This window comes from Pseudomonas sp. EA_5y_Pfl2_R50 (genome assembly GCF_963970475.1).
GTDB lineage: Bacteria > Pseudomonadota > Gammaproteobacteria > Pseudomonadales > Pseudomonadaceae > Aquipseudomonas.
In genome coordinates this window covers 342,219-366,990 of sequence record NZ_CAXAPT010000003.1, presented here as the reverse complement: position 1 = coordinate 366,990, position 24,772 = coordinate 342,219, and the positions used below count along the sequence as shown (strand labels likewise).

General features: G+C 60.4%; 20 protein-coding genes, 1 tRNA gene and 1 pseudogene. 17 read left to right on the top strand and 5 right to left on the bottom strand.

The window, feature by feature from the left end; genetic code table 11:
- Positions 1–3: 3 nt before the first annotated feature.
- The 5 genes and pseudogenes from AACY19_RS07520 to AACY19_RS07505 all read left to right on the top strand — a co-directional run bounded on the left by AACY19_RS07520 (position 4) and on the right by AACY19_RS07505 (position 5,031).
- A complete protein-coding gene (locus AACY19_RS07520) occupies positions 4–612 on the top strand; it encodes a biliverdin-producing heme oxygenase (RefSeq protein ID WP_339449449.1) in 609 nt (202 codons plus the stop codon).
- A gap of 104 nt (positions 613–716) precedes the next feature.
- Positions 717–1,112 carry a YbaN family protein gene (locus AACY19_RS07515; protein WP_339449447.1) on the top strand — a complete coding sequence of 132 codons (396 nt, stop codon included), beginning with the start codon at positions 717–719 and terminating at the stop codon, positions 1,110–1,112.
- A 175-nt stretch (positions 1,113–1,287) separates the two neighbouring features.
- A pseudogene (locus AACY19_RS27870) lies at positions 1,288–2,631 on the top strand (PDC sensor domain-containing protein); the annotation flags it as partial.
- 102 nt (positions 2,632–2,733) lie between these two features.
- A complete protein-coding gene (locus tag AACY19_RS27865) occupies positions 2,734–3,489 on the top strand; it encodes a methyl-accepting chemotaxis protein (RefSeq protein WP_371919311.1) in 756 nt (251 codons plus the stop codon).
- Positions 3,490–3,681: 192 nt separating this feature from the next.
- Positions 3,682–5,031, top strand: a complete 1,350-nt coding sequence (locus tag AACY19_RS07505) for a CoA transferase (protein WP_339449443.1) — start codon at positions 3,682–3,684, stop codon at positions 5,029–5,031.
- Between the two features lie 127 nt (positions 5,032–5,158).
- On the opposite strand, the gene arcD (AACY19_RS07500) is transcribed toward AACY19_RS07505, so the two are convergent.
- Positions 5,159–6,586, bottom strand: coding sequence for an arginine-ornithine antiporter (arcD, locus tag AACY19_RS07500; RefSeq protein ID WP_339449441.1), 1,428 nt, complete (start codon positions 6,584–6,586; stop codon positions 5,159–5,161).
- A gap of 440 nt (positions 6,587–7,026) precedes the next feature.
- On the opposite strand from arcD (AACY19_RS07500), the gene arcD (AACY19_RS07495) reads away from it, so the two are divergent.
- The 12 genes from arcD (AACY19_RS07495) (at position 7,027) to AACY19_RS07440 (ending at position 21,871) form a co-directional block, all read left to right on the top strand.
- Complete coding sequence (gene arcD, locus AACY19_RS07495) at positions 7,027–8,454, top strand: arginine-ornithine antiporter (protein ID WP_339449439.1); 1,428 nt, start codon at positions 7,027–7,029, stop codon at positions 8,452–8,454.
- Positions 8,455–8,485: 31 nt separating this feature from the next.
- Positions 8,486–9,742 (top strand): arginine deiminase, encoded by a 1,257-nt coding sequence (arcA, locus tag AACY19_RS07490; RefSeq protein ID WP_339449437.1) that lies wholly within the window; start codon positions 8,486–8,488, stop codon positions 9,740–9,742.
- 69 nt (positions 9,743–9,811) lie between these two features.
- Entirely contained in the window at positions 9,812–10,822 is a 1,011-nt protein-coding gene (locus tag AACY19_RS07485) for an ornithine carbamoyltransferase (RefSeq protein WP_339449435.1), read from the top strand.
- Between the two features lie 193 nt (positions 10,823–11,015).
- The gene (arcC, locus tag AACY19_RS07480) at positions 11,016–11,945 is read left to right on the top strand and encodes a carbamate kinase (RefSeq protein ID WP_339449433.1); all 930 of its coding nucleotides are present in this window, start codon (positions 11,016–11,018) and stop codon (positions 11,943–11,945) included.
- A gap of 62 nt (positions 11,946–12,007) precedes the next feature.
- The gene (locus AACY19_RS07475) at positions 12,008–12,370 is read left to right on the top strand and encodes a DUF5064 family protein (protein ID WP_042560624.1); all 363 of its coding nucleotides are present in this window, start codon (positions 12,008–12,010) and stop codon (positions 12,368–12,370) included.
- A gap of 262 nt (positions 12,371–12,632) precedes the next feature.
- Positions 12,633–14,141 (top strand): sigma-54-dependent transcriptional regulator, encoded by a 1,509-nt coding sequence (locus AACY19_RS07470; RefSeq protein WP_339449430.1) that lies wholly within the window; start codon positions 12,633–12,635, stop codon positions 14,139–14,141.
- A 435-nt stretch (positions 14,142–14,576) separates the two neighbouring features.
- Positions 14,577–14,960 carry a glycine cleavage system protein GcvH gene (gcvH, locus tag AACY19_RS07465; RefSeq protein WP_095048205.1) on the top strand — a complete coding sequence of 128 codons (384 nt, stop codon included), beginning with the start codon at positions 14,577–14,579 and terminating at the stop codon, positions 14,958–14,960.
- An 11-nt stretch (positions 14,961–14,971) separates the two neighbouring features.
- A complete protein-coding gene (gcvP, locus tag AACY19_RS07460; protein WP_339449424.1) occupies positions 14,972–17,824 on the top strand; it encodes an aminomethyl-transferring glycine dehydrogenase in 2,853 nt (950 codons plus the stop codon).
- A gap of 180 nt (positions 17,825–18,004) precedes the next feature.
- Positions 18,005–19,381, top strand: a complete 1,377-nt coding sequence (locus AACY19_RS07455) for an L-serine ammonia-lyase (protein ID WP_339449422.1) — start codon at positions 18,005–18,007, stop codon at positions 19,379–19,381.
- A gap of 161 nt (positions 19,382–19,542) precedes the next feature.
- On the top strand, positions 19,543–20,667 hold the full coding sequence (gene gcvT, locus AACY19_RS07450; protein ID WP_339449420.1) for a glycine cleavage system aminomethyltransferase GcvT: 1,125 nt from the start codon (positions 19,543–19,545) through the stop codon (positions 20,665–20,667).
- A 405-nt stretch (positions 20,668–21,072) separates the two neighbouring features.
- On the top strand, positions 21,073–21,285 hold the full coding sequence (locus tag AACY19_RS07445; RefSeq protein WP_003227496.1) for a cold-shock protein: 213 nt from the start codon (positions 21,073–21,075) through the stop codon (positions 21,283–21,285).
- A 97-nt stretch (positions 21,286–21,382) separates the two neighbouring features.
- A complete protein-coding gene (locus tag AACY19_RS07440; RefSeq protein ID WP_339449418.1) occupies positions 21,383–21,871 on the top strand; it encodes an RDD family protein in 489 nt (162 codons plus the stop codon).
- A 72-nt stretch (positions 21,872–21,943) separates the two neighbouring features.
- On the opposite strand, the gene nadA is transcribed toward AACY19_RS07440, so the two are convergent.
- From nadA to queE, 4 genes are all read right to left on the bottom strand, one after another.
- Positions 21,944–23,002 carry a quinolinate synthase NadA gene (gene nadA, locus AACY19_RS07435; protein WP_103303962.1) on the bottom strand — a complete coding sequence of 353 codons (1,059 nt, stop codon included), beginning with the start codon at positions 23,000–23,002 and terminating at the stop codon, positions 21,944–21,946.
- Between the two features lie 271 nt (positions 23,003–23,273).
- Positions 23,274–23,349 (bottom strand) — tRNA-Lys (locus AACY19_RS07430).
- Positions 23,350–23,411: 62 nt separating this feature from the next.
- Positions 23,412–24,104, bottom strand: coding sequence for a 7-cyano-7-deazaguanine synthase QueC (queC, locus tag AACY19_RS07425; protein ID WP_339449416.1), 693 nt, complete (start codon positions 24,102–24,104; stop codon positions 23,412–23,414).
- Between the two features lies 1 nt (position 24,105).
- Positions 24,106–24,753: a 7-carboxy-7-deazaguanine synthase QueE gene (gene queE, locus AACY19_RS07420; RefSeq protein ID WP_339449414.1), complete on the bottom strand. Its 648-nt coding sequence runs from the start codon at positions 24,751–24,753 to the stop codon at positions 24,106–24,108.
- Positions 24,754–24,772: the final 19 nt, after the last annotated feature.

Sequence of the window (24,772 nt, the reverse complement as noted above, 5' to 3'; positions counted from 1 at the left end):
CCCATGACCACTCAAGACACCGAACAACGCCCTGCCCTGCGTTCGCAACGCTTGAACCAGATCACCCACGAGCCACACAGCAAACTCGATGCGCTGGTGAAGGCTCACGCACCGTTCGGGACCCGCGCCAGCTTCGCCCGTTTCGTGGTCGCGCAGTACCTGTTTCAGTCGGAACTGGTCGACCTGTACAACGATGCCGAACTGACCGCCATCGTCCCGGATCTGCCGGCCCGCTGCCGCGCCGAAGCCGCCAGGGCAGACCTCGCCGACCTCGACACCGAAGTGCCGGCGCCGGTGGCCGGCGCGGTAAAAAAACCGAGCAAGGCTCGCGCGCTGGGCTGGATCTTCGTTTCCGAAGGCTCAAAGCTCGGCGCTGCGTTCCTGATCAAACGCGCCGTGGCGCTGGAGCTGAGCGAAACCTTCGGCGCCCGTCACCTCGGCGAGCCGGAGGGCGGCCGCGCCGAAGGCTGGAAGCGCTTCGTGCGCACCCTCGATGCGCTTACGTTCAGCGCTGAAGAAGAGGCCGAAGTCGAGCAAGGCGCGCTCGACGCGTTCAACCGCTTCACCGTGCTGCTGGAACAGGCTTACGCCACCGAAGCCGAACCCGCCTGATTCCCGACACACCGCAAAACCTGTGGGAGCTGGCTTGCCAGCTCCCACAGTGATCTGCGTAAGTCTGTAAGATTCCCATCTCGCCTCACTGCAATCACGAGCCCATGCCGCAACCCGCCTCCTCGAAACTCGCCCGTCTGCTGTTCGGCCTGCTGGCCTATGTCAGCCTCGGCATCGGCCTGATTGCCATCGTCGTGCCCGGCCTGCCGACCACCGAGTTCATCCTGCTCGCCGCTTGGGCTGCAACTCGCAGTTCGCCGCGCCTGAGCGCCTGGCTGGAAAACCATCGCCTGTTCGGGCCGATCCTGAGTAACTGGCGCAACGGCAGGATCATCGCCCGCAAAGCCAAAGTCAGCGCCACGCTGAGCATGTTGCTGTGCGCCACGCTGATGCTGGTGATGCTCGATCACGGCTGGCCCGTTTATCTGGCGATTGCCGGGATGAGCCTGGGCAATCTGTGGATCTGGTCGCGCCCCGAATCCCTGGCAAAACCTGTTTGATCAGCCGCCAACAGTTTGCCGATGGCCGGTCATGCACCGGTCACAGCCTGGAAACATCCCTGTAATTTCCCGCTTTTTCAGCACTTTCCCCTGCGCAAACGTTTAGCACTGACCGTTCGTCGGCAGCCGCCTCATGCGCTCCCGCTCCACGCCGATGAGCATTGAATGGCGCTGAATGGATTTGGCCGGGTACTTGGTGCCCGCATGCCACCCGTTTATTCATTCGCGAGATCGCCCCATGTTCGACTCTCTGTCCATTCGCCTGAAAATCGTCCTGCTCTCCGGCCTGTGCCTGCTCGGTGTGGTCGCGCTGATCGTCGGCATGAACATCTACCAGACCAATCAGAACGACGAACTGGTCAGCAACTCCAGCAACAAGCTGCTTACCGCCAGTGTGCAGAACCTGCTGCAAGCCAAAGCGGCGGAACAAGCCGTGCGGGTGCAGAAAACCTTCGGCGAAAGCCTGACCGTGATCACTGCCCTGGCCGACCAGATCAAGGACCTGCGGGTGATGGCCGCCAAGCGGTCGCTGGACGCCGGCGCCTTGCGGGAAGAGTTGAACCTGAGCCTGAAAACCGCGTTCGAGCGTAACGACAAAGTGCTCGGCATCTGGCTCGCCTTCGAACCGAACAGCCTCGACGGCAAGGACAGCGAATTCGCCAACGACGCCGCTCGCCAGTCCAACGAAGCCGGACGGTTTGCCTCCTACTGGAGCCGCGCAGCCGGCGCCTCGCTGAACACGATCATGGTTGAAGACGACCTGACCAAAACCACCCTGAGCGTCAGCGGCACGCCTTATAACAGCTGGTACACCTGCCCTCGCGACAACAAGCGCACCTGCCTGCTCGATCCGTATGCCGACACCGTCGGCGGCAAGGAAATGCTCATGACGACCATTTCCGTGCCGTTGATCGTCGACGGCAAAGCCATCGGCGTGGTCGGTATCGACATCGCACTCGATGCCCTGCAGGCGGCGGCCGTCGAGTCCCAGCGCAATCTTTTCAACAATGCCGGGCACATGCTCATCGTTTCTGGCAGCGGCGTGTTGGGCGCCGACAGTTCAGACGCGACCAAGGTCGGCAAAAAGATCAATGACGCCCTCGGCGCCAATGGCCAGGATGTGCTGCAACTGCTCGCGTCCGGCACACCGAAAATCCTCGAACAGGGCGACCTGATCCGCGCGGTTTACCCGGTCGATCCGATAGGCAACTCGCGGGCCTGGGGTGTGGTCATCGACCTGCCGAAACAAGTTCTGCTGGCCGATTCGGTCCAGCTGCAAGCGGTGCTCGATGACGCCCAGAAAACCGGCGTGATCACTGCGCTGCTGGTCGCTGTAGTGGCCGGCGTGGTGGGCCTGCTGTTGATCTGGCTGACCGCGTCCGGCGTGACCCGGCCGATCAACAGCGTGGCCGAGATGCTGAAGAACATCGCCAGCGGTGAAGGCGACCTGACCCAGCGCCTGAACTACAGCAAGAAAGACGAATTGGGCGAACTGGTGAGCTGGTTCAACCGTTTCCTCGACAAGCTGCAGCCGACCATCGCCCAGATCAAGCAGAGCATCACCGAGGCGCGCGGCACCGCTGACCAGTCTTCGGAGATCGCCCGCCAGACCAGTGAAGGCATGCAGGTGCAGTTCCGCGAAATCGATCAGGTCGCCACTGCGTCCAACGAAATGAGCGCCACTGCCCACGACGTCGCCAACAGCGCCTCAAATGCCGCCAATGCCGCCAAAGGAGCCGATCAGTCGGCCAAGGACGGCATGTCGATCATCGAGCGCAGCACCCGCGACATCAACCAACTGGCCGACGAGGTCAGCAAAGCGGTGACCGAAGTCGAAGCGCTGGCGGTCAACAGCGAGCAGATCGGCTCGGTACTGGAAGTGATCCGCAGCATCGCCGAGCAGACCAACCTGCTGGCACTCAACGCCGCCATCGAAGCGGCCCGTGCCGGTGAGAGCGGGCGTGGTTTCGCGGTGGTGGCGGACGAGGTGCGCAACCTCGCCAAGCGCACCCAGGATTCGGTGGAAGAGATTCGTGTGGTGATCGAGCGCATTCAGACCGGCACCCGTGGCGTGGTCGCAACCATGCACTCGAGCCAGACTCAGGCGCACAACAACGCCGGGCAAATCCGCCAGGCTGTGGATGCACTGGGCAAGATCAGCGACGCGGTGACGGTGATCAGCGACATGAACCTGCAAATTGCCAGCGCGGCTGAACAGCAGAGCGCGGTGGCCGAAGAGGTCAACCGTAACGTGTCGGCGATTCGCACCGTCACCGAAACCCTGACTGAACAAGCCACCGAATCGGCAGCGATCAGCAGCCAGCTCAATGCGCTGGCCAGCCAGCAGATGAAGTTGATGGATCAGTTCCGGGTCTAGCAAACCTGCAAAAATCCCTGTGGGAGCGAGCCTGCTCGAGAAGACGGCAGCACATTCAACACTAATGTGACTGATCCACCGCTTTCGCGAGCAGGCTCGCTCCCACAGGGGTAAGCGTTCACCCGCTGGCGTTTTCATCTAACCCGACATTCTTTTGCACTATCATCGCCCTCTTGTTCCGGAGGGCCTTCGATGACTGATTTACTCACGTCCATTCAAGCCGCGCTCGGCTTGTCCCGCACGCCGGTGGCATTCAACGGCCCAGGCGCCCTGCCTTCGGCGTTCGCCGTCACCGACCTTGCCTGCGCCAGCATGGCCGCTGCCGGTCAGGCCGTCAGCGAATTGATCCACGCGCAAACCGGTGACCTGCCCAGCGTTGAAGTCGACCGGCGCCTGGCCTCGTTCTGGTTCTCGACCTCGCTGCGCCCCGTCGGTTGGCAAGTGCCGCCGTTGTGGGACCCGGTCGCCGGCGACTACGCCACCCAGGACGGCTGGATTCGCCTGCACACCAACGCCCCCCATCACCGCGCCGCCGCTGAACGTGTGCTCGGAGCCTGTGCTGACCGAGCGGCGATGGCGGCGAAAGTCGCGCAATGGATCAGCGCGGACCTGGAGCACGCCGTGGTCGAGGCCAAGGGCTGCGCTGCCGAAATGCGCAGCTGGACGCAGTGGCAGAATCACCCGCAAGGCCTTGCCGTAAATGCCGAACCGTTGGTGCTCTTCATCGATTCACCAGACGCCATGCAACAGCCGTGGCGAGGCTCGGCAGCGCAACCGTTGGCCGGGATCAAAGTGCTCGACCTGACGCGCGTGCTCGCCGGCCCCACAGCCAGCCGCTTTCTCGCCGGCCTAGGCGCCGATGTGTTGCGCATTGACCCGCCGACCTGGAACGAGCCCGGCGTGGTCCCGGAGATGACCCTCGGCAAGCGTTGCGCACGGCTGGACCTGCACGATCCGGCGGATCGCGCGGTGTTCGAGAGTTTGCTCAAGGAGGCCGACATTCTGCTCCACGGTTACCGCGCCGATGCGTTGGAGCATCTTGGTTTCGGCAGCGAACGCCGCCGGCAACTGGCGCCCGGGCTGATCGACGTTTGCCTCAACGCCTACGGCTGGAGCGGCCCATGGCAGAACCGCCGCGGTTTCGACAGCCTGGTGCAGATGAGCAGCGGCATCGCAGAGGCCGGAATGCACTGGCAGCAGGCCGAGAAACCGACGCCGTTACCGGTGCAGGCGCTGGATCATGCGACCGGTTATCTGATGGCGGCGAGTGCACTCAAATTGCTCACCGAAGGTTTGCGCAGCGGTCGCGGCGGCTCAGCACGCTTGTCGCTGGCGCGTACCGCCAGGCTGTTGATCGAGCACGGACCGGGAACGAGCGAAGCGTTGCGCGCGGAGGATGGACACGATCAAGACTCGCGGGTGGAGCAGACTCCGTGGGGGCCGGCGCATCGTTTGCAGGTGCCGGTGAAGATCAGCGGCACGCCAATTCAGTGGGCGTTGCCGGCCACCGAGTTGGGCACCCATAACCCACAGTGGCTCTAAAAAAGCCCCTCACTAACCCTCTCCCAGAGGGAGAGGGGACTGATGGGGGGATATTCAAGAAACTCACCGACTTGAAAGATTGGCTGGGCATCCACAATCGACGGCAGTCGATACGCCAGCGACAACCTCACAACGACAACACACCGCTGTACAACCCATACGCCGCCAGTCCCGCGCCGATGATCACGCAGGTGAAAATCCCCTTCTCGACATGGGTGAACAGCGGCTCACCGGCCTCATGCTTGGCCTTGGCAAACAGGATCACTCCCGGCGCATACAGGAGCGCCGACAGCAGCAGGTATTTCACCCCACCGGCGTACAACAACCACACCGCGTAACACAGGGCGATGCCGCCGATCAGCAGATCCTTGGTGCGCTCCGCCGAGGCGTGTTCGTAGGTTTCACCCCGCCCGCTGAGCAACACCGCATAGGCCGCCGACCACAGATACGGGACGAGAATCATCGACGACGCCAGATAAATCAGACTGGTGTAAGTGCCCGCCGAGAAAAGCGTGATCAACAGAAAAATCTGGATCATCACGTTGGTCAGCCACAGCGCGTTGACCGGCACATGGTTGGCATTTTCCTTTTTCAGGAACGCCGGCATGGTTTTGTCGCGGGCGGTGGCGAAGAGGATTTCTGCACACAGCAGCGCCCAGGACAGCAACGCCCCAAGCAGCGAAATGGCCAGGCCAATGCTGATCAGCAACGCCCCCCACGGGCCGACGATATGTTCCAGCACCGCCGCCAGCGACGGGTTTTGCAGTTGCGCCAGTTCCGGCTGGCTCATGATCCCCAGCGACAGCACATTCACTAGCACCAGCAACGCCAGCACGCCAATAAAACCGATCACCGTGGCACGTCCGACGTCGCTGCGTTTCTCCGCCCGCGCCGAGTACACGCTGGCGCCTTCGATGCCGATGAACACGAACACGGTGACCAGCATCATGTTGCGCACCTGATCCATCACCCCGCCGAAGCTCGGGTTGCTGCGCCCCCAGATGTCGCGGGTAAAGATGTCGGCATTGAACGCCAACGCCGCAATGACGATGAACATGATCAGCGGCAAGATCTTCGCCACGGTGGTCACCTGATTGATGAACGCCGCTTCCTTGATCCCGCGCATCACCAGGAAGTGCACCGCCCACAGCAGCACCGACGCACAGCCGATGGCGATGGGCGTATTGCCCTGGCCGAACACCGGAAAGAAATACCCGAGCGTGCTGAACAGCAGAACGAAATAGCCGACGTTGCCCAGCCACGCACTGATCCAGTAACCCCAGGCCGACGAGAATCCCATGTAATCACCGAACCCGGCCTTGGCGTAGGCGTAGACGCCGGAATCCAGCTCCGGCTTGCGATTGGCCAGGGTCTGGAACACGAACGCCAGGGTCAGCATGCCGATGGCCGTGATCCCCCAGCCGATCAGGATCGCCCCGGCATCGGCGCGGGCCGCCATGTTCTGCGGCAGCGAGAAAATCCCCCCGCCAATCATCGACCCCACCACCAGGGCAATCAACGCACCCAGTTGCAGTTTTTGCGTCGGTTGCGACATTCCAGTCTCCCTTTCCTGTTCGGCGGCGAGCGCCTTGAAACATCAGGTATTAACTAAACGGATAAAGCGTAAGTACGTTTATTGAATAACGCCAATTAACGCCTTTTATATATAGCCAACGACGCTAACGACCAGCACGGTTAATCATTTTTGTGCGCAAATCCTGATTATTCGATTCTGTACTGAAAACAGCTGTGAAAAATTTGCCAAAAGCTGAAAACAAACTAGCGTGATAACTCGAAAGTAATGGGAGCAATTCCCAAACAAATCTGCCAAAAGCCTCTGGAACGGGCCTCTTCGGGCAGCAGATTTATGCCATCAGCTCTTTCATAAGTCATTCATTAACAATGGAATGTGGCCATGAACTGATCTAAGTCAGCTGTTCGAACAGACAACAGAACTACGCTGTGATCTCTTCTCTCCTGCAATGGAGTCATGCAATGTCTGAAGCTCCCGGAAAACTACGACTCGGTGCACTGGTTGCGTTGGTAGTCGGCTCGATGATCGGCGGCGGGATATTTTCTTTGCCACAAAACATGGCCGCCAGCGCCGACGTCGGCGCGGTGCTGATCGGATGGGCCATCACTGCTGTCGGCATGCTCACCCTCGCTTTTGTCTTTCAAACCCTCGCCAATCGCAAGCCTGACCTGGACGGCGGTGTCTACGCCTACGCCAAGGCCGGTTTCGGCGATTACATGGGTTTCTCGTCCGCCTGGGGTTACTGGATCAGCGCCTGGCTGGGCAACGTCGGCTATTTCGTTCTGTTGTTCAGCACCCTCGGGTATTTCTTTCCGGTTTTCGGTGAGGGCAATACCGTCGCGGCGGTGATCGGCGCATCGGTGCTGCTGTGGGCGGTGCACTTTCTGGTACTGCGCGGCATCAAGGAAGCGGCGTTCATCAACCTGGTGACCACGGTCGCCAAGGTCGTGCCGCTACTGCTGTTTGTGTTGATCGCGATCTTCGCCTTCAAACTGGACATCTTCACCGCTGACATCTGGGGCGTGAAAAACCCGGATCTGGGCAGCGTGATGAACCAGGTGCGCAACATGATGCTGGTCACCGTGTGGGTGTTCATCGGTATCGAGGGCGCCAGCATCTTCTCGGCGCGGGCGGAAAAGCGCTCCGACGTCGGCAAGGCCACCGTCATCGGTTTCATCACCGTGCTGCTGTTCCTGGTGCTGGTGAACGTGCTGTCGCTGGGCATCATGACTCAGCCGGAACTGGCCAAACTGCAGAATCCGTCGATGGCCGCCGTGCTGGAACATGTGGTCGGTCACTGGGGGGCGGTGCTGATCAGCGTCGGCCTGATCATCTCCTTGCTGGGGGCGCTGCTGTCGTGGGTGCTGCTGTGCGCGGAGATCATGTTCGCCGCGGCCAAAGACCACACCATGCCGGAGTTTTTGCGCCGCGAAAACGCCAACCACGTACCGGTCAACGCCCTGTGGCTGACCAACGCGATGGTGCAGGTTTTCCTCGTCATCACCCTGTTCTCGGCCAGCACCTACCTGTCGCTGATCTACCTCGCCACATCGATGATTCTGGTGCCGTACCTGTGGTCGGCAGCCTATGCCGTGCTGTTGGCGGTACGTGGCGAGAGCTACGAAGGTTTCGCCGCCGAACGGCGCAAGGATCTGATCATCGGCGGCGTCGCCCTGATCTACGCGATGTGGCTGTTATACGCCGGCGGGGTCAAGTACCTGCTGCTCTCGGCGCTGCTCTACGCCCCCGGCGCGATCCTGTTCGCCAAGGCCAAGCTGGAACTCAAGCAACCGGTTTTCACTAACGTCGAGAAGCTGATTTTCGCCGCAGTGGTCGTGGGCGCCCTGGTGGCAGCCTATGGACTCTACGACGGCTTCCTGACTTTGTAACCCTTGATTTGTAATCTGGAGGATCACTGCAATGACCACGGAAAAAGTTAAGTACGGCGTCCATTCCGAAGCCGGCAAACTGCGCAAAGTCATGGTTTGCTCCCCAGGTCTGGCCCATCAGCGGCTGACCCCGAACAACTGCGATGAACTGTTGTTCGATGACGTGCTCTGGGTTGCCCAGGCCAAGCGCGACCATTTCGACTTCGTCACCAAGATGCGCGAGCGCGGCATTGATGTGCTGGAAATGCACAACCTGCTGACCGACATCGTTGCCATGCCCGAAGCGCTGGACTGGATTCTGGAGCGCAAGGTCACCGCCGACTCGGTGGGCCTGGGCCTGGTCAGCGAAGTCAAATCCTGGCTGAAAAGCCTCGAACCACGGCACATCGCCGAGTTCCTGATTGGCGGCGTCTCCGCCGATGATCTGCCGGACAGTTTCGGCGGCAAGACCATCCAGATGTTCCGCGACTTCCTCGGCCATTCCAGCTTCATTCTGCCGCCGCTGCCGAACACCCAGTTCACCCGCGACACCACCTGCTGGATCTACGGTGGCGTGACGCTGAACCCGATGTACTGGCCGGCGCGCCGTCAGGAAACCCTGCTGACGACCGCCATCTACAAATTCCATCCGCAGTTCACCAACGCCGAATTCGAGATCTGGTACGGCGACCCGGACAAGGATCACGGCAGCTCCACCCTTGAGGGCGGCGATGTGATGCCAATCGGCAACGGCGTGGTGCTGATCGGCATGGGCGAACGCTCGTCCCGTCAGGCCATCGGCCAACTGGCGCTGAACCTGTTCAAGAACAAAGCCGTAGAAAAAGTCATCGTCGCCGGCCTGCCGAAGTCCCGCGCGGCGATGCACCTGGACACCGTATTCAGCTTCTGCGACCGCGACCTGGTGACGATTTTCCCTGAGGTGGTGAACCAGATCGTTGCCTTCACCCTGCGACCAGACGAAAGCAAACAGGGCGGCATCGACATCCGCCGCGAAGAAGGCAGCTTCCTCGACACCGTCGCCAAGGCTCTCAACCTGGCGAAATTGCGCGTGGTGGAAACCGGCGGCAACAGCTTCGCCGCTGAACGCGAGCAATGGGACGACGGCAATAACGTGGTGGCCGTGGAGCCGGGCGTGGTCATCGGCTACGACCGCAACACCTACACCAACACCCTGCTGCGCAAGGCAGGCGTGGAAGTCATCACCATCAGCGCCGGTGAACTGGGCCGAGGCCGTGGCGGTGGCCACTGCATGACCTGCCCGATCATCCGCGACCCTATCGATTACTAAACGACCATCCCCCCGGCCGCACCCACCTCGTAGCGGCCGGGCCGATTACCGAATCCAAGGAGAATCATCATGGCGTTCAACATCCACAACCGTAACCTGCTCAGCCTGGAACACCACACCCCACGTGAGTTGCGCTATCTGCTCGACCTGTCCCGCGATCTGAAACGCGCGAAATACACCGGCACCGAGCAACAACACCTGAAGGGCAACAACATCGCCCTGATCTTCGAAAAAACCTCGACCCGGACCCGTTGCGCCTTCGAAGTGGCGGCCTATGACCAAGGTGCCAACGTCACCTACATCGACCCGAACTCTTCGCAGATCGGCCACAAGGAAAGCATGAAAGACACCGCCCGCGTGCTGGGGCGCATGTACGACGCCATCGAATACCGTGGTTTCAAACAGGAAATCGTCGAAGAGCTGGCCAAGTTTGCCGGCGTGCCGGTGTTCAACGGTCTGACGGATGAATATCACCCGACGCAAATGATCGCCGACGTGCTGACCATGCGTGAGCACGCCGACAAGCCGATCCATGAAATCAGCTACGCCTACCTCGGCGATGCGCGCAACAACATGGGCAACTCGCTGCTGCTGGTCGGCGCCAAACTCGGCATGGACGTGCGCATCTGCGCGCCGAAAGCCCTGTGGCCGCATGACGATCTGGTCGAGCGCTGCAACAAGTACGCGCAAGAAAGCGGTGCGCGCATCACCCTGACCGAAGACCCGAAAGCGGCGGTCAAAGGCGTCGATTTCATCCACACCGACGTCTGGGTGTCGATGGGCGAGCCGGTGGAAGCCTGGGCCGAACGTATCCAGCAACTGCTGCCGTATCAGGTCAACGCCGAGCTGATGAAAGCCACCGGTAACCCGCGCACCAAGTTCATGCACTGCCTGCCGGCGTTCCACAACAGCGATACCAAAGTCGGCAAGCAAATCGCCGAACAGTATCCGCATCTGGCCAACGGCATCGAAGTGACCGACGACGTGTTCGAGTCGCCTGCCTGCATCGCGTTCGAGCAAGCGGAAAACCGCATGCACACGATCAAGGCGATCCTGGTCTCGACCCTGGCTGATCTGTAATTGAAATAGCTCCCACTCAAGGAACCGGTACCCAAGGTGGGGGCTCGCCTGCCAGCGAAAGCGGTGGGTCATTCAACAGAGATGTCGACTGATCTGACGCCTTCGCGAGCAGGCTCGCTCCCACAGGGGATTGTGGTTCCAACAGGGAGGTCGAGTTGTCTGTCATTTCTCTGGTTTTAGAAGGACATGCACCATGCGCATCGTCGTAGCTCTGGGCGGTAACGCCCTGCTCCGCCGTGGTGAGCCGATGACCGCTGACAATCAGCGCGCCAACATCCGCATCGCCACCGAGCAAATCGCCAAGATCCATTCCGGCAACCAACTGGTCATCGCCCACGGCAATGGCCCGCAAGTCGGCCTGCTGTCGCTGCAAGCGGCGGCCTACACCTCTGTCACTCCTTACCCGCTGGACGTGCTCGGTGCCGAAACCGAAGGCATGATCGGTTACATCATCGAACAGGAACTGGGCAACCTGCTCGACTTCGAAGTGCCATTCGCCACCCTGCTGACGCAGGTTGAAGTCGACGCCAACGACCCGGCGTTCAAGAATCCGACCAAGCCGATCGGTCCGGTCTACGACAAGGCCGAGGCGGAAAAACTCGCCGCTGAAAAAGGCTGGGCGATTGCCCCGGATGGCGACAAGTATCGCCGCGTGGTGGCCAGTCCCCGGCCAAAGCGCATCTTCGAAATCCGTCCGATCAAGTGGCTGCTGGACAAGGGCAGCATCGTCATTTGCGCGGGCGGCGGCGGCATTCCGACCATGTATGACGAGCACCGTAATCTCAAGGGCATCGAAGCGGTGATCGACAAGGACCTGTGCTCGTCGCTGCTGGCCGAGCAACTGGAAGCCGACTTGCTGGTGATCGCTACCGACGTCAACGCGGCGTTCATCGATTACGGCAAACCGACGCAGAAAGCCATCGCCGAAGCCCATCCGGATGAGCTCGAACGCCTCGGTTTCGCCGCTGGCTCCATGGGACCGAAGGTGCAGGCAGCCTGCGAATTTGCGCGCCATACTGGCAAGGTTGCGGTAATCGGCTCGCTCGCGGACATCGAAGCGATTGTCCAGGGCACCGCCGGTACACGGGTCAGCACCGCGAAGCCCGGTATCAGTTACCGATAAAAAGAAACGGCGAGGGCAGGCCCGGGGTCTGCCCTTCTCCCATGCCTTGAAAGGAGAAACCCATGGCCCAATTCGAACCCGGTCATTTGCATATCGAGCGGCACGCGTTGACCCCTGACGACGTCAGTTACAACGTGCACCTTGACTACGAGGTGTTCACCGATCCTCAAAAAGGCAGAGGCATCCAGTTCACGATGCATGGCAACCTTCAGGGCAAGGACATGAAAGAGACCTTCTTCCTGCCCAAAGAGGAGGCCTACAACTTTGCCAACAACGTCACGAAAATTGCCGAGAAGTACGGCATTCCCAAGACGCACAGTCAGATCGGTTCGGTTCACAAGCATTACGACATGATGTTTGAAGACATCCGCAAGCAACTGGATATGAAATCCGGCGATCCGGTCAATCTTGAGCATTTTGAGTAACCCCTCAAAAGCCCCTCACCCTGGCCGTCTCCCGGAGGGAGAGGGCCAGGGTGAGGTGTCTGACGGCAGACATCGACCTGACAGACCGAGTCGATTGTGGATTCACAAGCGTATGTTCAAGTCGGCGTACCTCGTGAGCATTCCACAATCGGCTCCCTCTCCCTCCGGGAGAGGGCTGGGGTGAGGGTGCTTTTGCTTTCACCTCTCTCCAAGCCCAAGGCATACTTGCCCCCCTCCGCTCTGCAGATCACTGAACCGTCCCATGCGTATCCACGTCAGCTTCATCGACCGCGTCGGCATCACCCAGGAAGTCCTGGCTATCCTCGGTGGGCGCAATCTCAATCTGGATGCGGTGGAGATGATCCCGCCGAACGTCTACATCGACGCGCCAACCCTGAGTCCGCAAGTGCTCGAAGAGCTGAAGGATGCGCTGTTTCGCGTGCGCGGCGTGGAAGCGGTGACGGTGGTCGACATCCTCCCCGGCCAGCGCCGGCACTTGCAGCTCGATGCGTTGCTCGCGGCGATGACTGACCCGGTGCTCGCCCTCGACAGCGCCGGCAAGGTGCTGTTGGCCAACCCGGCGTTGATTGCGTTGTACGGTCGCGAACCGGCCGGTGAAAGCGTCTCTGCACTGTTCAACGATCCCGGCCTGCTCGACACGTTGCTCGAACATGGTTTTCGTTTGCCGCTGCGCGAAATTACCGTCAACGGCCAGACCCTGTTGCTCGACGCCACGCCGATCACCGATGCCGGCGCCCTGCTCACCCTGTATCAACCGAACCGTATCGGCGAACAACTTTCGGCATTGCACCACGACCACGCTGAAGGTTTCGATGCGCTACTCGGCGAGTCTCCGGCGATCCGCACCCTCAAGGCCCGTGCGCAACGAGTGGCGGCCCTCGATGCGCCGCTGCTGATCCAAGGCGAAACCGGCACCGGCAAGGAACTGGTCGCCCGCGCCTGCCACGCCATCAGTGCGCGGCACAACGCGCCCTTTCTGGCATTGAACTGCGCCGCCCTGCCGGAAAACCTCGCCGAAAGCGAGCTGTTCGGCTACGCCCCCGGCGCCTTCACCGGTGCGGCGCGCGGCGGCAAACCGGGGCTGATGGAACTGGCCAACCAGGGCACGGTGTTTCTCGATGAAATCGGCGAGATGTCGCCGTACTTGCAGGCCAAACTGCTGCGTTTCTTGAATGACGGCAGTTTCCGCCGGGTGGGCGGTGATCGTGAAGTGAAGGTCAACGTGCGCATCCTCAGCGCGACCCACCGCGATCTGGAAAAAATGGTCAGCGAAGGCCTGTTTCGCGAAGACCTGTTCTACCGCCTCAACGTGCTCAACGTTGAAGTGCCGCCGCTGCGCGAGCGTGGACAGGACATCCTGTTGCTGGCGCGCTATTTCATGCAGCAGGCTTGCGCGCAGATTCAGCGCCCGGTCTGTCGTCTGGCGCCGGGGACTTACCCAGCCTTGCTGGGCAATCGCTGGCCGGGCAATGTGCGGCAATTACAGAACGTGATCTTTCGCGCGGCGGCGATTTGCGAAAGCAGTCTGGTGGATATCGGCGACCTCGACATCGCCGGCACCTCAGTCGCCCGGCAGACCGACACCGACGTCGACAGCCTCGAACAAGCCGTCGAGTCCTTCGAGAGAACCCTGCTGGAAAAACTCTACGTCAGCTACCCCTCGACCCGCCAACTGGCGAGCCGCCTGCAAACCTCACACACGGCCATCGCCCATCGCCTGCGCAAATACGGCATCCCGAACAAACCCTGAGCCGAGCGCGATCAAAAATGTGGGAGCGGGCTTGCTCGCGAAGGCGTCGTGTCAGCCGGCATCAATGCTGACTGACCCACCGCCTTCGCGAGCGAGCCCGCTCCCACAGGGGTATGCGGCAGATTCGGAATCCGCGCGAAACCGACCTCCACCTGTACTGAAAGCGCTACAGCGGAACGATATCGCTACACCCTCCTCCGATCACCGCTGTGCAAGGCTTTGATCCCATTCAGCTTTTTTCAATGCGCCCTGCTGTAGCGATTTCGCTACACGCGCAGCTGAACCCTCTTCCCGTAATCCTTTCAAACCATTGATTTATAACGATAAAACAACATTGGCCGCGTTCTTGCTAATCAACCCCTCATAAATAAGGGCCTTCGCGCCCGACCATTCCACCGCGTCCACCAGACGAGTCTGGCCCCCTGAGGAGTTTCCATGAGCGAGTTGCGTTTTACTGAAGATCACGAATGGCTGCGCACCGAAGCTGACGGCAGCGTTACGGTCGGCATCACCGCTTTCGCGCAGAACGCCTTGGGCGACGTGGTGTTCGTGCAACTGCCTGAGCTGCAGGCCTACGAAAAAGGCGCCGAAGCCGCCACCGTGGAATCGGTGAAAGCCGCCAGCGGCGTGTACATGCCCCTCGACGGCGACGTACTGGCCGTCAACCCGGCGCTCGAAGACGCACCGGAACTGGTCAACGAAGATCCGCTGGGCGAAGGCTGGTTCTTCCGCTTCCAGCCTGCCGACGCATCGGCCGTGGCCAAACTGCTCGACCAGGACGCCTACGACCGTCTGATCAAAGCCCAAGCCGAAGCCTGAGGAACACCGACATGACTCAAGTAAACCTTGGCACTGCCAACGAATTCATCGCCCGTCACATCGGTCCGCGCGCCGGTGACGAGCAAGCCATGCTCAACAGCCTCGGCTTCGATTCGCTCGAAGCCCTGAGCGCCAGCGTCATCCCGGAAAGCATCAAGGGCACCAGCGTGCTCGGCATGGACGACGGCCTCAGCGAAGCCGATGCCCTGGCGATGATCAAATCCATTGCCGGCAAGAACCAGCTGTTCAAAACCTACATCGGCCAGGGCTACTACAACTGCCACACGCCGTCGCCAATCCTGCGCAATCTGCTGGAAAACCCGGCCTGGTACACCGCTTACACCCCTTACCAGCCAGAAATTTCCCAAGGCCGCCTCGAAGCGCTGCTGAACTTCCAGACCATGATCAGCGACCTCACCGGCCTGCCGATCGCCAACGCCTCCCTGCTCGACGAAGCCACCGCCGCTGCCGAAGCCATGACCTTCTGCAAACGCCTGAGCAAAAACAAGGGCAGCCACCAATTCTTCGCCTCGATCCACAGCCATCCGCAAACCCTCGACGTACTGCGCACCCGTGCCGAGCCGCTGGGTATCGAAGTCGTTGTGGGCGACGAGCGTGAACTGACTGACGTGACGCCGTTCTTCGGCGCGCTGCTGCAATACCCGGCCAGCAACGGCGACGTGTTCGATTACCGCGAACTGACCGAACGCTTCCACGCCGCCAACGCACTGGTGGCCGTGGCCGCTGACCTGCTCGCCCTGACCCTGCTGACTGCCCCGGGTGAATTCGGTGCGGACGTCGCCATCGGTTCGGCACAACGCTTTGGCGTGCCGCTGGGCTTCGGGGGCCCGCACGCGGCTTACTTCTCCACCAAAGATGCGTTCAAGCGCGACATGCCGGGCCGTCTGGTCGGTGTTTCGGTTGACCGTTTCGGCAAACCGGCACTGCGTCTGGCGATGCAGACTCGCGAGCAACACATCCGCCGCGAGAAGGCCACGTCGAACATCTGTACCGCGCAAGTGCTGCTGGCCAACATCGCCAGCATGTACGCCGTCTACCACGGCCCGAAAGGCCTGACCCAGATCGCCAACCGCGTGCATCACCTGACCGCGATTCTGGCCAAGGGCCTGACCGCGCTGGGCGCTAACGTCGAACAAGCCAGTTTCTTCGACACCCTGACTGTCGCCACCGGCGCGCACACCGCCGCGCTGCACGACAAGGCGCACGCCGCGCAGATCAACCTGCGTGTGATCGACGCTCAGCGCCTGGGCCTGTCGGTCGACGAAACCACCACCCAGGCTGATATCGAAACCCTGTGGAGCCTGTTCGCCGACGGCAAGACCCTGCCGGACTTCGCTGCCCTGGCCGCTTCGGTGCAAAGCACCATCCCGGCCTCGCTGGTTCGCCAGTCGCCGATCCTCAGCCACCCGGTGTTCAACCGTTATCACTCGGAAACCGAGCTGATGCGCTACCTGCGCAAACTGGCGGACAAGGACCTGGCACTGGATCGCACCATGATCCCGCTGGGCTCGTGCACCATGAAACTCAACGCCGCCAGCGAAATGATCCCGGTGACCTGGGCCGAGTTCGGCGCCCTGCACCCGTTCGCCCCGGCCGCACAAAGCGCCGGATATCAGCAACTGACCGACGAACTGGAAGCGATGCTATGCGCCGCCACCGGTTACGATTCGATCTCGCTGCAACCGAACGCCGGTTCGCAAGGTGAATACGCAGGCCTCTTGGCGATCCGTGCTTATCATCAGAGCCGTGGCGATGAGCGCCGCGACATCTGCCTGATCCCGTCGTCCGCCCACGGCACCAACCCGGCCACCGCCAACATGGCTGGCATGCGCGTGGTCGTGACCGCGTGCGACGCGCGCGGCAACGTTGACATCGAAGACCTGCGCGCCAAAGCCATCGAGCACCGCGAACACCTCGCGGCGCTGATGATCACTTACCCGTCGACCCACGGCGTGTTCGAAGAAGGCATCCGCGAAATCTGCGGGATCATTCATGACAACGGCGGCCAGGTGTACATCGACGGCGCCAACATGAACGCGATGGTTGGCCTCTGTGCGCCGGGCAAGTTCGGCGGCGACGTCTCGCACCTGAACCTGCACAAAACCTTCTGCATCCCCCACGGCGGTGGCGGCCCGGGCGTCGGCCCGATTGGCGTGAAATCGCACCTGACGCCGTTCCTGCCGGGTCACGGCCAGATGGAGCGCAAGGAAGGCGCAGTCTGCGCAGCACCATTCGGCAGCGCGAGCATTCTGCCGATCACCTGGATGTACATTCGCATGATGGGTGGCGCCGGCCTGAAGCGCGCTTCGCAGTTGGCGATCCTCAACGCCAACTACATTTCCCGTCGCCTCGAAGAGCACTACCCCGTGCTGTACACCGGCAGCAACGGCCTGGTGGCGCACGAGTGCATCCTTGATCTGCGTCCGTTGAAAGACAGCAGCGGCATCAGCGTCGATGACGTCGCCAAGCGCCTGATCGACTTCGGCTTCCACGCGCCGACCATGTCGTTCCCGGTCGCCGGCACGCTGATGATCGAGCCGACCGAAAGTGAGTCCAAGGAAGAACTGGATCGCTTCTGCGACGCCATGATCCGCATCCGCGAAGAAATTCGTGCGGTGGAAAACGGCACGCTGGACAAGGACGACAACCCGCTGAAGAACGCTCCGCACACGGCAGCGGAACTGGTTGGCGAGTGGACTCACCCGTACAGCCGCGAGCAAGCCGTGTACCCGGTCGCGTCGCTGATCGAAGGCAAATACTGGCCGCCGGTCGGTCGCGTCGACAACGTGTTTGGCGACCGCAACCTGGTGTGCGCCTGCCCGTCGATCGAAAGCTACGCTTAAGGAAAGCAGCGGCGAGCTTTGAGCTACAAGCTGCAAGTAAGGGCTGATCTGCTTTTTACTCGCGGCTTGTGTCTCGCTGCATGCACTGCGGCCTTATAGAAGCCGCAAGGAAAAACCCGATCCGCTTTCACTTGTAGCTTGCAACCTGAAGCTCACAACTGCTCCGCAGGAGCCCCACTCATGTCGTTAAGCGTGTTCGACCTGTTCAAGATTGGCATCGGTCCCTCCAGCTCCCATACCGTCGGGCCGATGCGCGCGGCTGCGCGCTTCGTCGAAGGGTTGCGACGTGAAAACCTGCTGCCAGCCACCACAAGCGTGCGCGTCGAGTTGTACGGCTCCCTCGGCGCCACTGGCAAAGGTCACGGCAGCGACAAAGCCGTGTTGCTTGGCCTCGAAGGCGAGCACCCGGACACCGTTGACACCGAAACCGTCGCTGCGCGCCTGCAAGGGATTCGTGGCAGCGGTCGCCTGAACCTGCTCGGTGAACACAGCATTGCGTTCAACGAGAAGGAACACCTGGCGATGATCCGCAAGCCGCTGGCCTATCACCCCAACGGCATGATCTTTCGCGCGTTCGATGCGGCGGGTCTGCAGATCCGCAGCCGCGAGTATTACTCGGTCGGCGGTGGTTTTGTCGTCGATGAAGATGCCGCCGGTGCCGACCGCATCGTCGAAGACGCGACGCCGCTGACTTTCCCGTTCAAAAGCGCCAAGGACTTGCTCGGTCATTGCGCCACTTATGGCCTGTCGATCAGTCAGGTGATGCTGACCAACGAAAGCGCCTGGCGCCCGGAGGCGGAAACCCGCGCCGGCCTGCTGAAAATCTGGCAAGTGATGCAGGACTGCGTCGCCGCCGGTTGCCGTAACGAAGGCATTTTGCCGGGCGGCTTGAAGGTCAAACGTCGCGCGGCCGCTTTGCATCGACAACTGTGCAAGAACCCGGAATCAGCGCTGCGTGATCCGCTGTCGGTGCTTGACTGGGTCAACTTGTACGCCCTGGCAGTCAACGAAGAAAACGCCAACGGCGGGCGCGTGGTCACGGCGCCCACCAACGGTGCGGCGGGTATCATTCCGGCAGTGTTGCATTACTACATGCGGTTCATCCCCGGCGCGAATGACGATGGTGTCGTGCGCTTTCTGCTGACGGCAGCCGCCATCGGCATTCTCTACAAGGAAAACGCCTCGATCTCCGGCGCCGAAGTCGGTTGTCAGGGTGAAGTCGGCGTGGCCTGTTCGATGGCCGCCGGGGCGTTGTGCGAAGTGCTCGGCGGCAGCGTTCAGCAAGTCGAGAACGCGGCGGAAATCGGCATGGAACACAACCTGGGCCTTACCTGCGACCCGATTGGCGGGCTGGTGCAGGTGCCGTGCATCGAGCGCAACGCGATGGGTTCGGTGAAAGCGATCAACGCGGTGCGCATGGCCATGCGTGGCGACGGCCAGCATTTCGTCTCCCTCGACAAAGTCATCCGCACCATGCGCCAGACCGGCGCCGACATGAAAAGCAAATACAAAGAGACCGCCCGCGGCGGTCTGGCGGTCAACATTATCGAATGCTGAATCTTGTTCAACTCCGCCTCCCTCCGGGAGAAGAACGCACTTAGCCCCTCTCCCGCCGGGAGAAGGACGTAACTAGCTCCCTCTCCCTCCGGGAGAGGGCTGGGGTGAGGGGCTTTTGATCTTGCCCCCGATCCTGAAACCACATTTTCAAGGAGCCACGCATGTCCACCGAACAACTGTCGAAAACCCCGCTCCACGCTTTGCACATCGAACTCGGCGCCCGCATGGTGCCGTTCGCCGGCTACGACATGCCGGTGCAGTACCCGCTCGGCGTGATGAAAGAACACCAGCACACCCGTGAGCAGGCCGGTCTGTTCGATGTCTCGCACATGGGTCAGATCCGTCTGAGCGGCGCCAATGCTGCCAAGTCTCTGGAAACCCTGGTGCCGGTGGACATCATCGACCTGCCGGTGGGCATGCAACGCTATGCGATGTTCACCAACGACAACGGCGGAATTCTCGATGACTTGATGGTCGCCAACCTTGGCAATGACGAACTGTTCCTGGTGGTCAACGCCGCGTGCAAGGATCAGGACCTGGCCCACCTGCAAAAATACATTGGCGATCAGTGCACCATTACAGCGCTGTTCGAAGAGCGTGCCTTGCTCGCCTTGCAAGGTCCGGCGGCCGTTACCGTGCTGGCGCGGCTGGCTCCCGACGTCGCGAAAATGACCTTCATGCAATTCGCCCGGGTCAATTTGCTGGGTGTGGACTGCTTTGTCAGCCGCTCAGGTTATACCGGTGAGGACGGTTTCGAAATCTCGGTACCGGCGGCGGACGCAGAGAAACTCGCCCGCGCCTTGCTCGCCGAACCGGAAGTCCAGGCCATTGGCCTCGGCGCCCGTGACTCGCTGCGCCTGGAAGCCGGTCTGTGCCTCTACGGCCACGACATGAACACCGACACCACGCCGATTGAAGCGAGCCTGCTCTGGGCAATGTCCAAACCGCGCCGTGCCGATGGCGCACGCGCAGGAGGCTTCCCGGGCGCGGAGAACATTTTCGCCCAGCAACACAACGGCGTTACCCGCAAGCGTGTGGGTCTGCTGCCCCAGGAACGTACCCCGGTGCGCGAAGGCGCAGAAATCGTCAACGATGCTGGAGAAATCATCGGCAGCGTGTGCAGCGGCGGATTTGGTCCAACCCTGGGCGGGCCACTGGCAATGGGTTACCTCGACAGCGCTTATGTCACCCTCGACACTCCAGTTTGGGCCATCGTGCGTGGGAAAAAGGTACAAATGCTTGTAAGCAAAATGCCATTTGTTCCGCAACGCTACTACCGCGGTTGATTGACTGTTCCTATAAGTAACGCGATTGCGTTATACGTGCACTAATGTGTAACGCAATCGCCATAAAACAGTGCATTTTCCAACATCCGATTCGAATATGAACTTTGCTTATAACGTTCGAAAACAATTGAACAAGGCAATCGTATAAGCCTGCACTAGTGGCCGGACTAAGTGCCAGCAAGCGCAGCAAAACCGGGGCCTTCACAGGGCTTGTTTTTTCTCCTGTAGTTGGCGTAGAGTTTGTTCACTGTGTTTGCATGGGTCAGCTTGGAATCGTGACCTGGGCAGTAGCCTACAAGTTAGCTACATCCCGTTCGACGTCTTCTTACTCTCCTGCAACCAGCCCCAGTACTCTTTCATGAGGAAGAGACTGTCATTAATTTTTTGCGTCAAAGGAAATAAGAAATGTCCACACGTCAGAGCGGTACCGTCAAGTGGTTTAACGACGAGAAAGGTTTTGGTTTTATCACTCCTGAGAGCGGTCCGGATCTGTTCGTGCATTTCCGCGCCATCCAGGGCAACGGCTTCAAAAGCCTGAAAGAAGGCCAGAAAGTGACTTTCGTTGCTGTGCAAGGCCAAAAAGGCATGCAGGCTGACGAAGTACAAGCAGAAGCCTGATTTTCTGTTACGAAAAAGCCCCTGATATTGATATCAGGGGCTTTTTTGTGCGCGCGAATCCGTAAAATGGTGCTTCAATTTGCGTCCAGAGGCTGCCATGTCGAAAAACCTGCTCACGCCACAAGGGGATTTTCCTCCCGTTGGTCTTGGTCGCCGCCTGGCAGCGATGTTCTATGACTTCTTGCTGTGCACCGCACTGCTGATCGTCACCGGCTTCGTTTACAAGATGATTCAGGCAGCAATCATTGGCGAAGAGCGTCTGCGGGTGATGACCGATGCCGGTCAACTGGACGGCGACCCGCTCTACTCCACCGTGCTGCTAGTGGTGCTGTTCGCGTTTTTCGCCAAGTTCTGGACCCATGGCGGGCAGACGCTGGGCATGCAGGTGTGGGGCATTCGCGTGCAAAACGCCAACGGCAGCGCGATCAGCCTGTGGCAGGCGCTGCTGCGCTTTATGGTGTCGATTGCGTCATGGCTTTGCGTGGGGCTGGGTTTCTTCTGGTCGCTGTACGACAAGCAGAAGCGCACGTGGCATGACATCTATTCCGATACCCGCCTCGTCCGAATCCCGAAAAAGACCAAATAACTTCCAGACTCTGAAAAACACTGTGGGAGCGAGCCTGCTCGCTCCCACAGGTTTTGTGGCGCTTTTCAGAATTCAGGCGTTACCGGCCAGCTTCATCCGCGCAGCCTGAGTGAAATCCAGCATACGCTTGAGCGGCCGGATCGCCTGCGGAATCAACGCCGGGTCAACAAAGATCTCGTTCGTCCCTTCCTTCAAGCTCTTGAGCGTGCGCTCAAGGGTGTTCATGGCCATCCACGGGCAATGTGCGCAACTGCGGCATGCTGCGCCGTTACCGGCGGTGGGCGCCTCGATAAAGACCTTGTCCGGGCACAACTGCTGCATCTTGTAGAAAATACCGCGATCCGTGGCGACGATCAGCGTCTTGTTCGGCAACGTCTGGGCTGCGGCGATCAATTGGCTGGTGGAACCCACCGCATCAGCCAACTCGATCACCGAAGTCGGCGACTCCGGGTGCACGAGGATCGCGGCGTCCGGATACAACGCCTTCATGTCTTCAAGTTGTTTGGACTTGAACTCTTCGTGGACGATACAAGCGCCGTCCCAGAGCAGCATGTCAGCGCCAGTCTTGCGCTGAATGTAGGTGCCCAGGTGCTTGTCCGGCCCCCAGATGATCGTCTCACCGTTATCCATCAGGCTCTCGACGATCTCCAGCGCGCAACTCGATGTCACAACCCAGTCAGCGCGCGCTTTAACCGCAGCGGAGGTGTTGGCGTAAACCACCACCGTGCGTTCCGGATGCTGATCACAGAACGCCGAGAACTCATCCACCGGGCAACCCAGGTCCAGCGAGCAGGTCGCTTCGAGGGTCGGCATCAGCACGCGCTTTTCCGGGTTGAGAATTTTTGCGGTCTCGCCCATGAACTTCACACCGGCGACCACCACGGTCTTGGCCGGGTGAGCATTGCCGAAGCGGGCCATTTCCAGAGAATCAGACACGCAGCCACCGGTTTCTTCGGCCAGAGCCTGAATCACCGGATCGCAATAAAAGTGGGCCACCAGCACCGCGTCCTGAGCCTTGAGCTCGGCGGCGATGGCGGAACGGTAATAAGCCTCTTCCTCGGCGGTCAGCGGTTTGGGCTGTTTGGCATCGAGGTGGGCTTGAACCAGAAGGCGTTCGGAAATCTGCGTCATGTTCGCAAGACCTGCAGGCGCGTTCGCGCGAAAGTCGAGTATACACCCGGCTCCGGACCGCTTGAGGGTACCGCCGGGAGAGTGAGTATTATCAGGCACGGACAGCATTGAAGCTGCGCAAGGCTACAGAATATCCCGTTGATACAAAAGATGATTCTGACCTGCGTCAGCGCTGCCAGTAGCGAAATACTGCAAGGTGAAATTGCAGGCAAAAAAAAACCCGGAAATCCTCACTTTCGTGGGCCTTCCGGATTTTCTAAACCGCCAAATATGGTGGGTCGTGTGGGATTCGAACCTACGACCAATTGGTTAAAAGCCAACTGCTCTACCAACTGAGCTAACGACCCGCTGTGTGGTGGCGCGTATAATACTGATTTTTAAGGACTATTCAACACCTTTTTGAAAAAAATCAAAAATAAGGTGTTGGGTCGCTTACACCGGCTGCCACAAAGCCCTCTGCACGCAGGCGGCAGCTGTCGCATTTGCCGCAGGCGCGGCCGTCGTCGTCGGCCTGATAGCAGGAAACGGTCAGGCCATAATCCACCCCCAACTTCACGCCGGCCTGGACGATCTGCGCCTTGCTCAGGTTCTGCAGCGGCGCCTGAATGCGGAAGCCATTGCCTTCCACGCCCGCTTTGGTGGCCAGATTGGCCATGCGCTCGAAGGACTCGATGAACTCCGGGCGGCAATCCGGGTAACCGGAATAGTCGACCGCGTTAACACCAATGAAGATGTCACGGGCGCCGAGCACTTCTGCCCAACCCAGCGCCAACGACAGGAACACGGTGTTGCGCGCCGGTACGTAAGTCACCGGAATGCCCTCACCCAACACTTGCGGAATATCGATGCTGGTGTCGGTCAGGGCTGAGCCGCCCATGCCATTGAGGTTCAGTCCAATGACCTTGTGCTCGACCACACCCAGATCGCGGGCAACGCGAGCAGCGGCGTGCAGTTCAGCATGGGAGCGCTGACCATAGTCGAAACTCATGGTGTAGCAGGCGTAGCCTTCGGCGCGGGCTATCGCCACGACGGTGGCCGAATCGAGGCCGCCCGACAGCAGGATCACCGCACGTTTTTCAGTGGTTTTCAGTTGTTCAGTCATCTCAGCGCCCCGGCTCGTCATTCCATAGATATTTATGCAACTGCAGTTGCAGTCGCACTGGCAGGTTGTCCGCCACCACCCAGTCCGCCAGATCCCTGGCATTGAGGTCATGATGACTTGGGGAAAACAACACTTCACCCGCACGTCGGTCAAGACCGTACTGGATAAGCTTGGAAACCGCCCAGTCATAGTCTTCCCGAGAACAGATGACAAATTTCACCTGATCGTTGGGGGTCAGCAGCTCGATATTCTCGTAACGATTGCGATGGGCTTCTTTCGAACCCGGCGTTTTCAGATCGACCACGCGACTGACGCGCGGATCGACAGCCGAGACGTCGAGGGCGCCGCTGGTTTCCAGCGAGACCTCATAACCGGCATCACACAACTGCTCAAGCAAAGGAATGGCGTTCGGCTGTGCCAGCGGCTCGCCGCCGGTCACACACACGTAGCGCGGACGGAAGCCGGCCACTTGCTCAAGGATATCGTCGAGGGTGCGGACGGTGCCGCCACTGAACGCATAGGCGCTGTCGCAGTATTGGCAACGCAACGGGCAACCGGTCAGGCGCACAAAAACAGTAGGCAGCCCTGCAGTCCGCGTTTCCCCCTGCAACGAGTAGAAAACTTCGGTGATTCTCAATGTGTCTTGCATAGTCGCCACGGGCGTAACA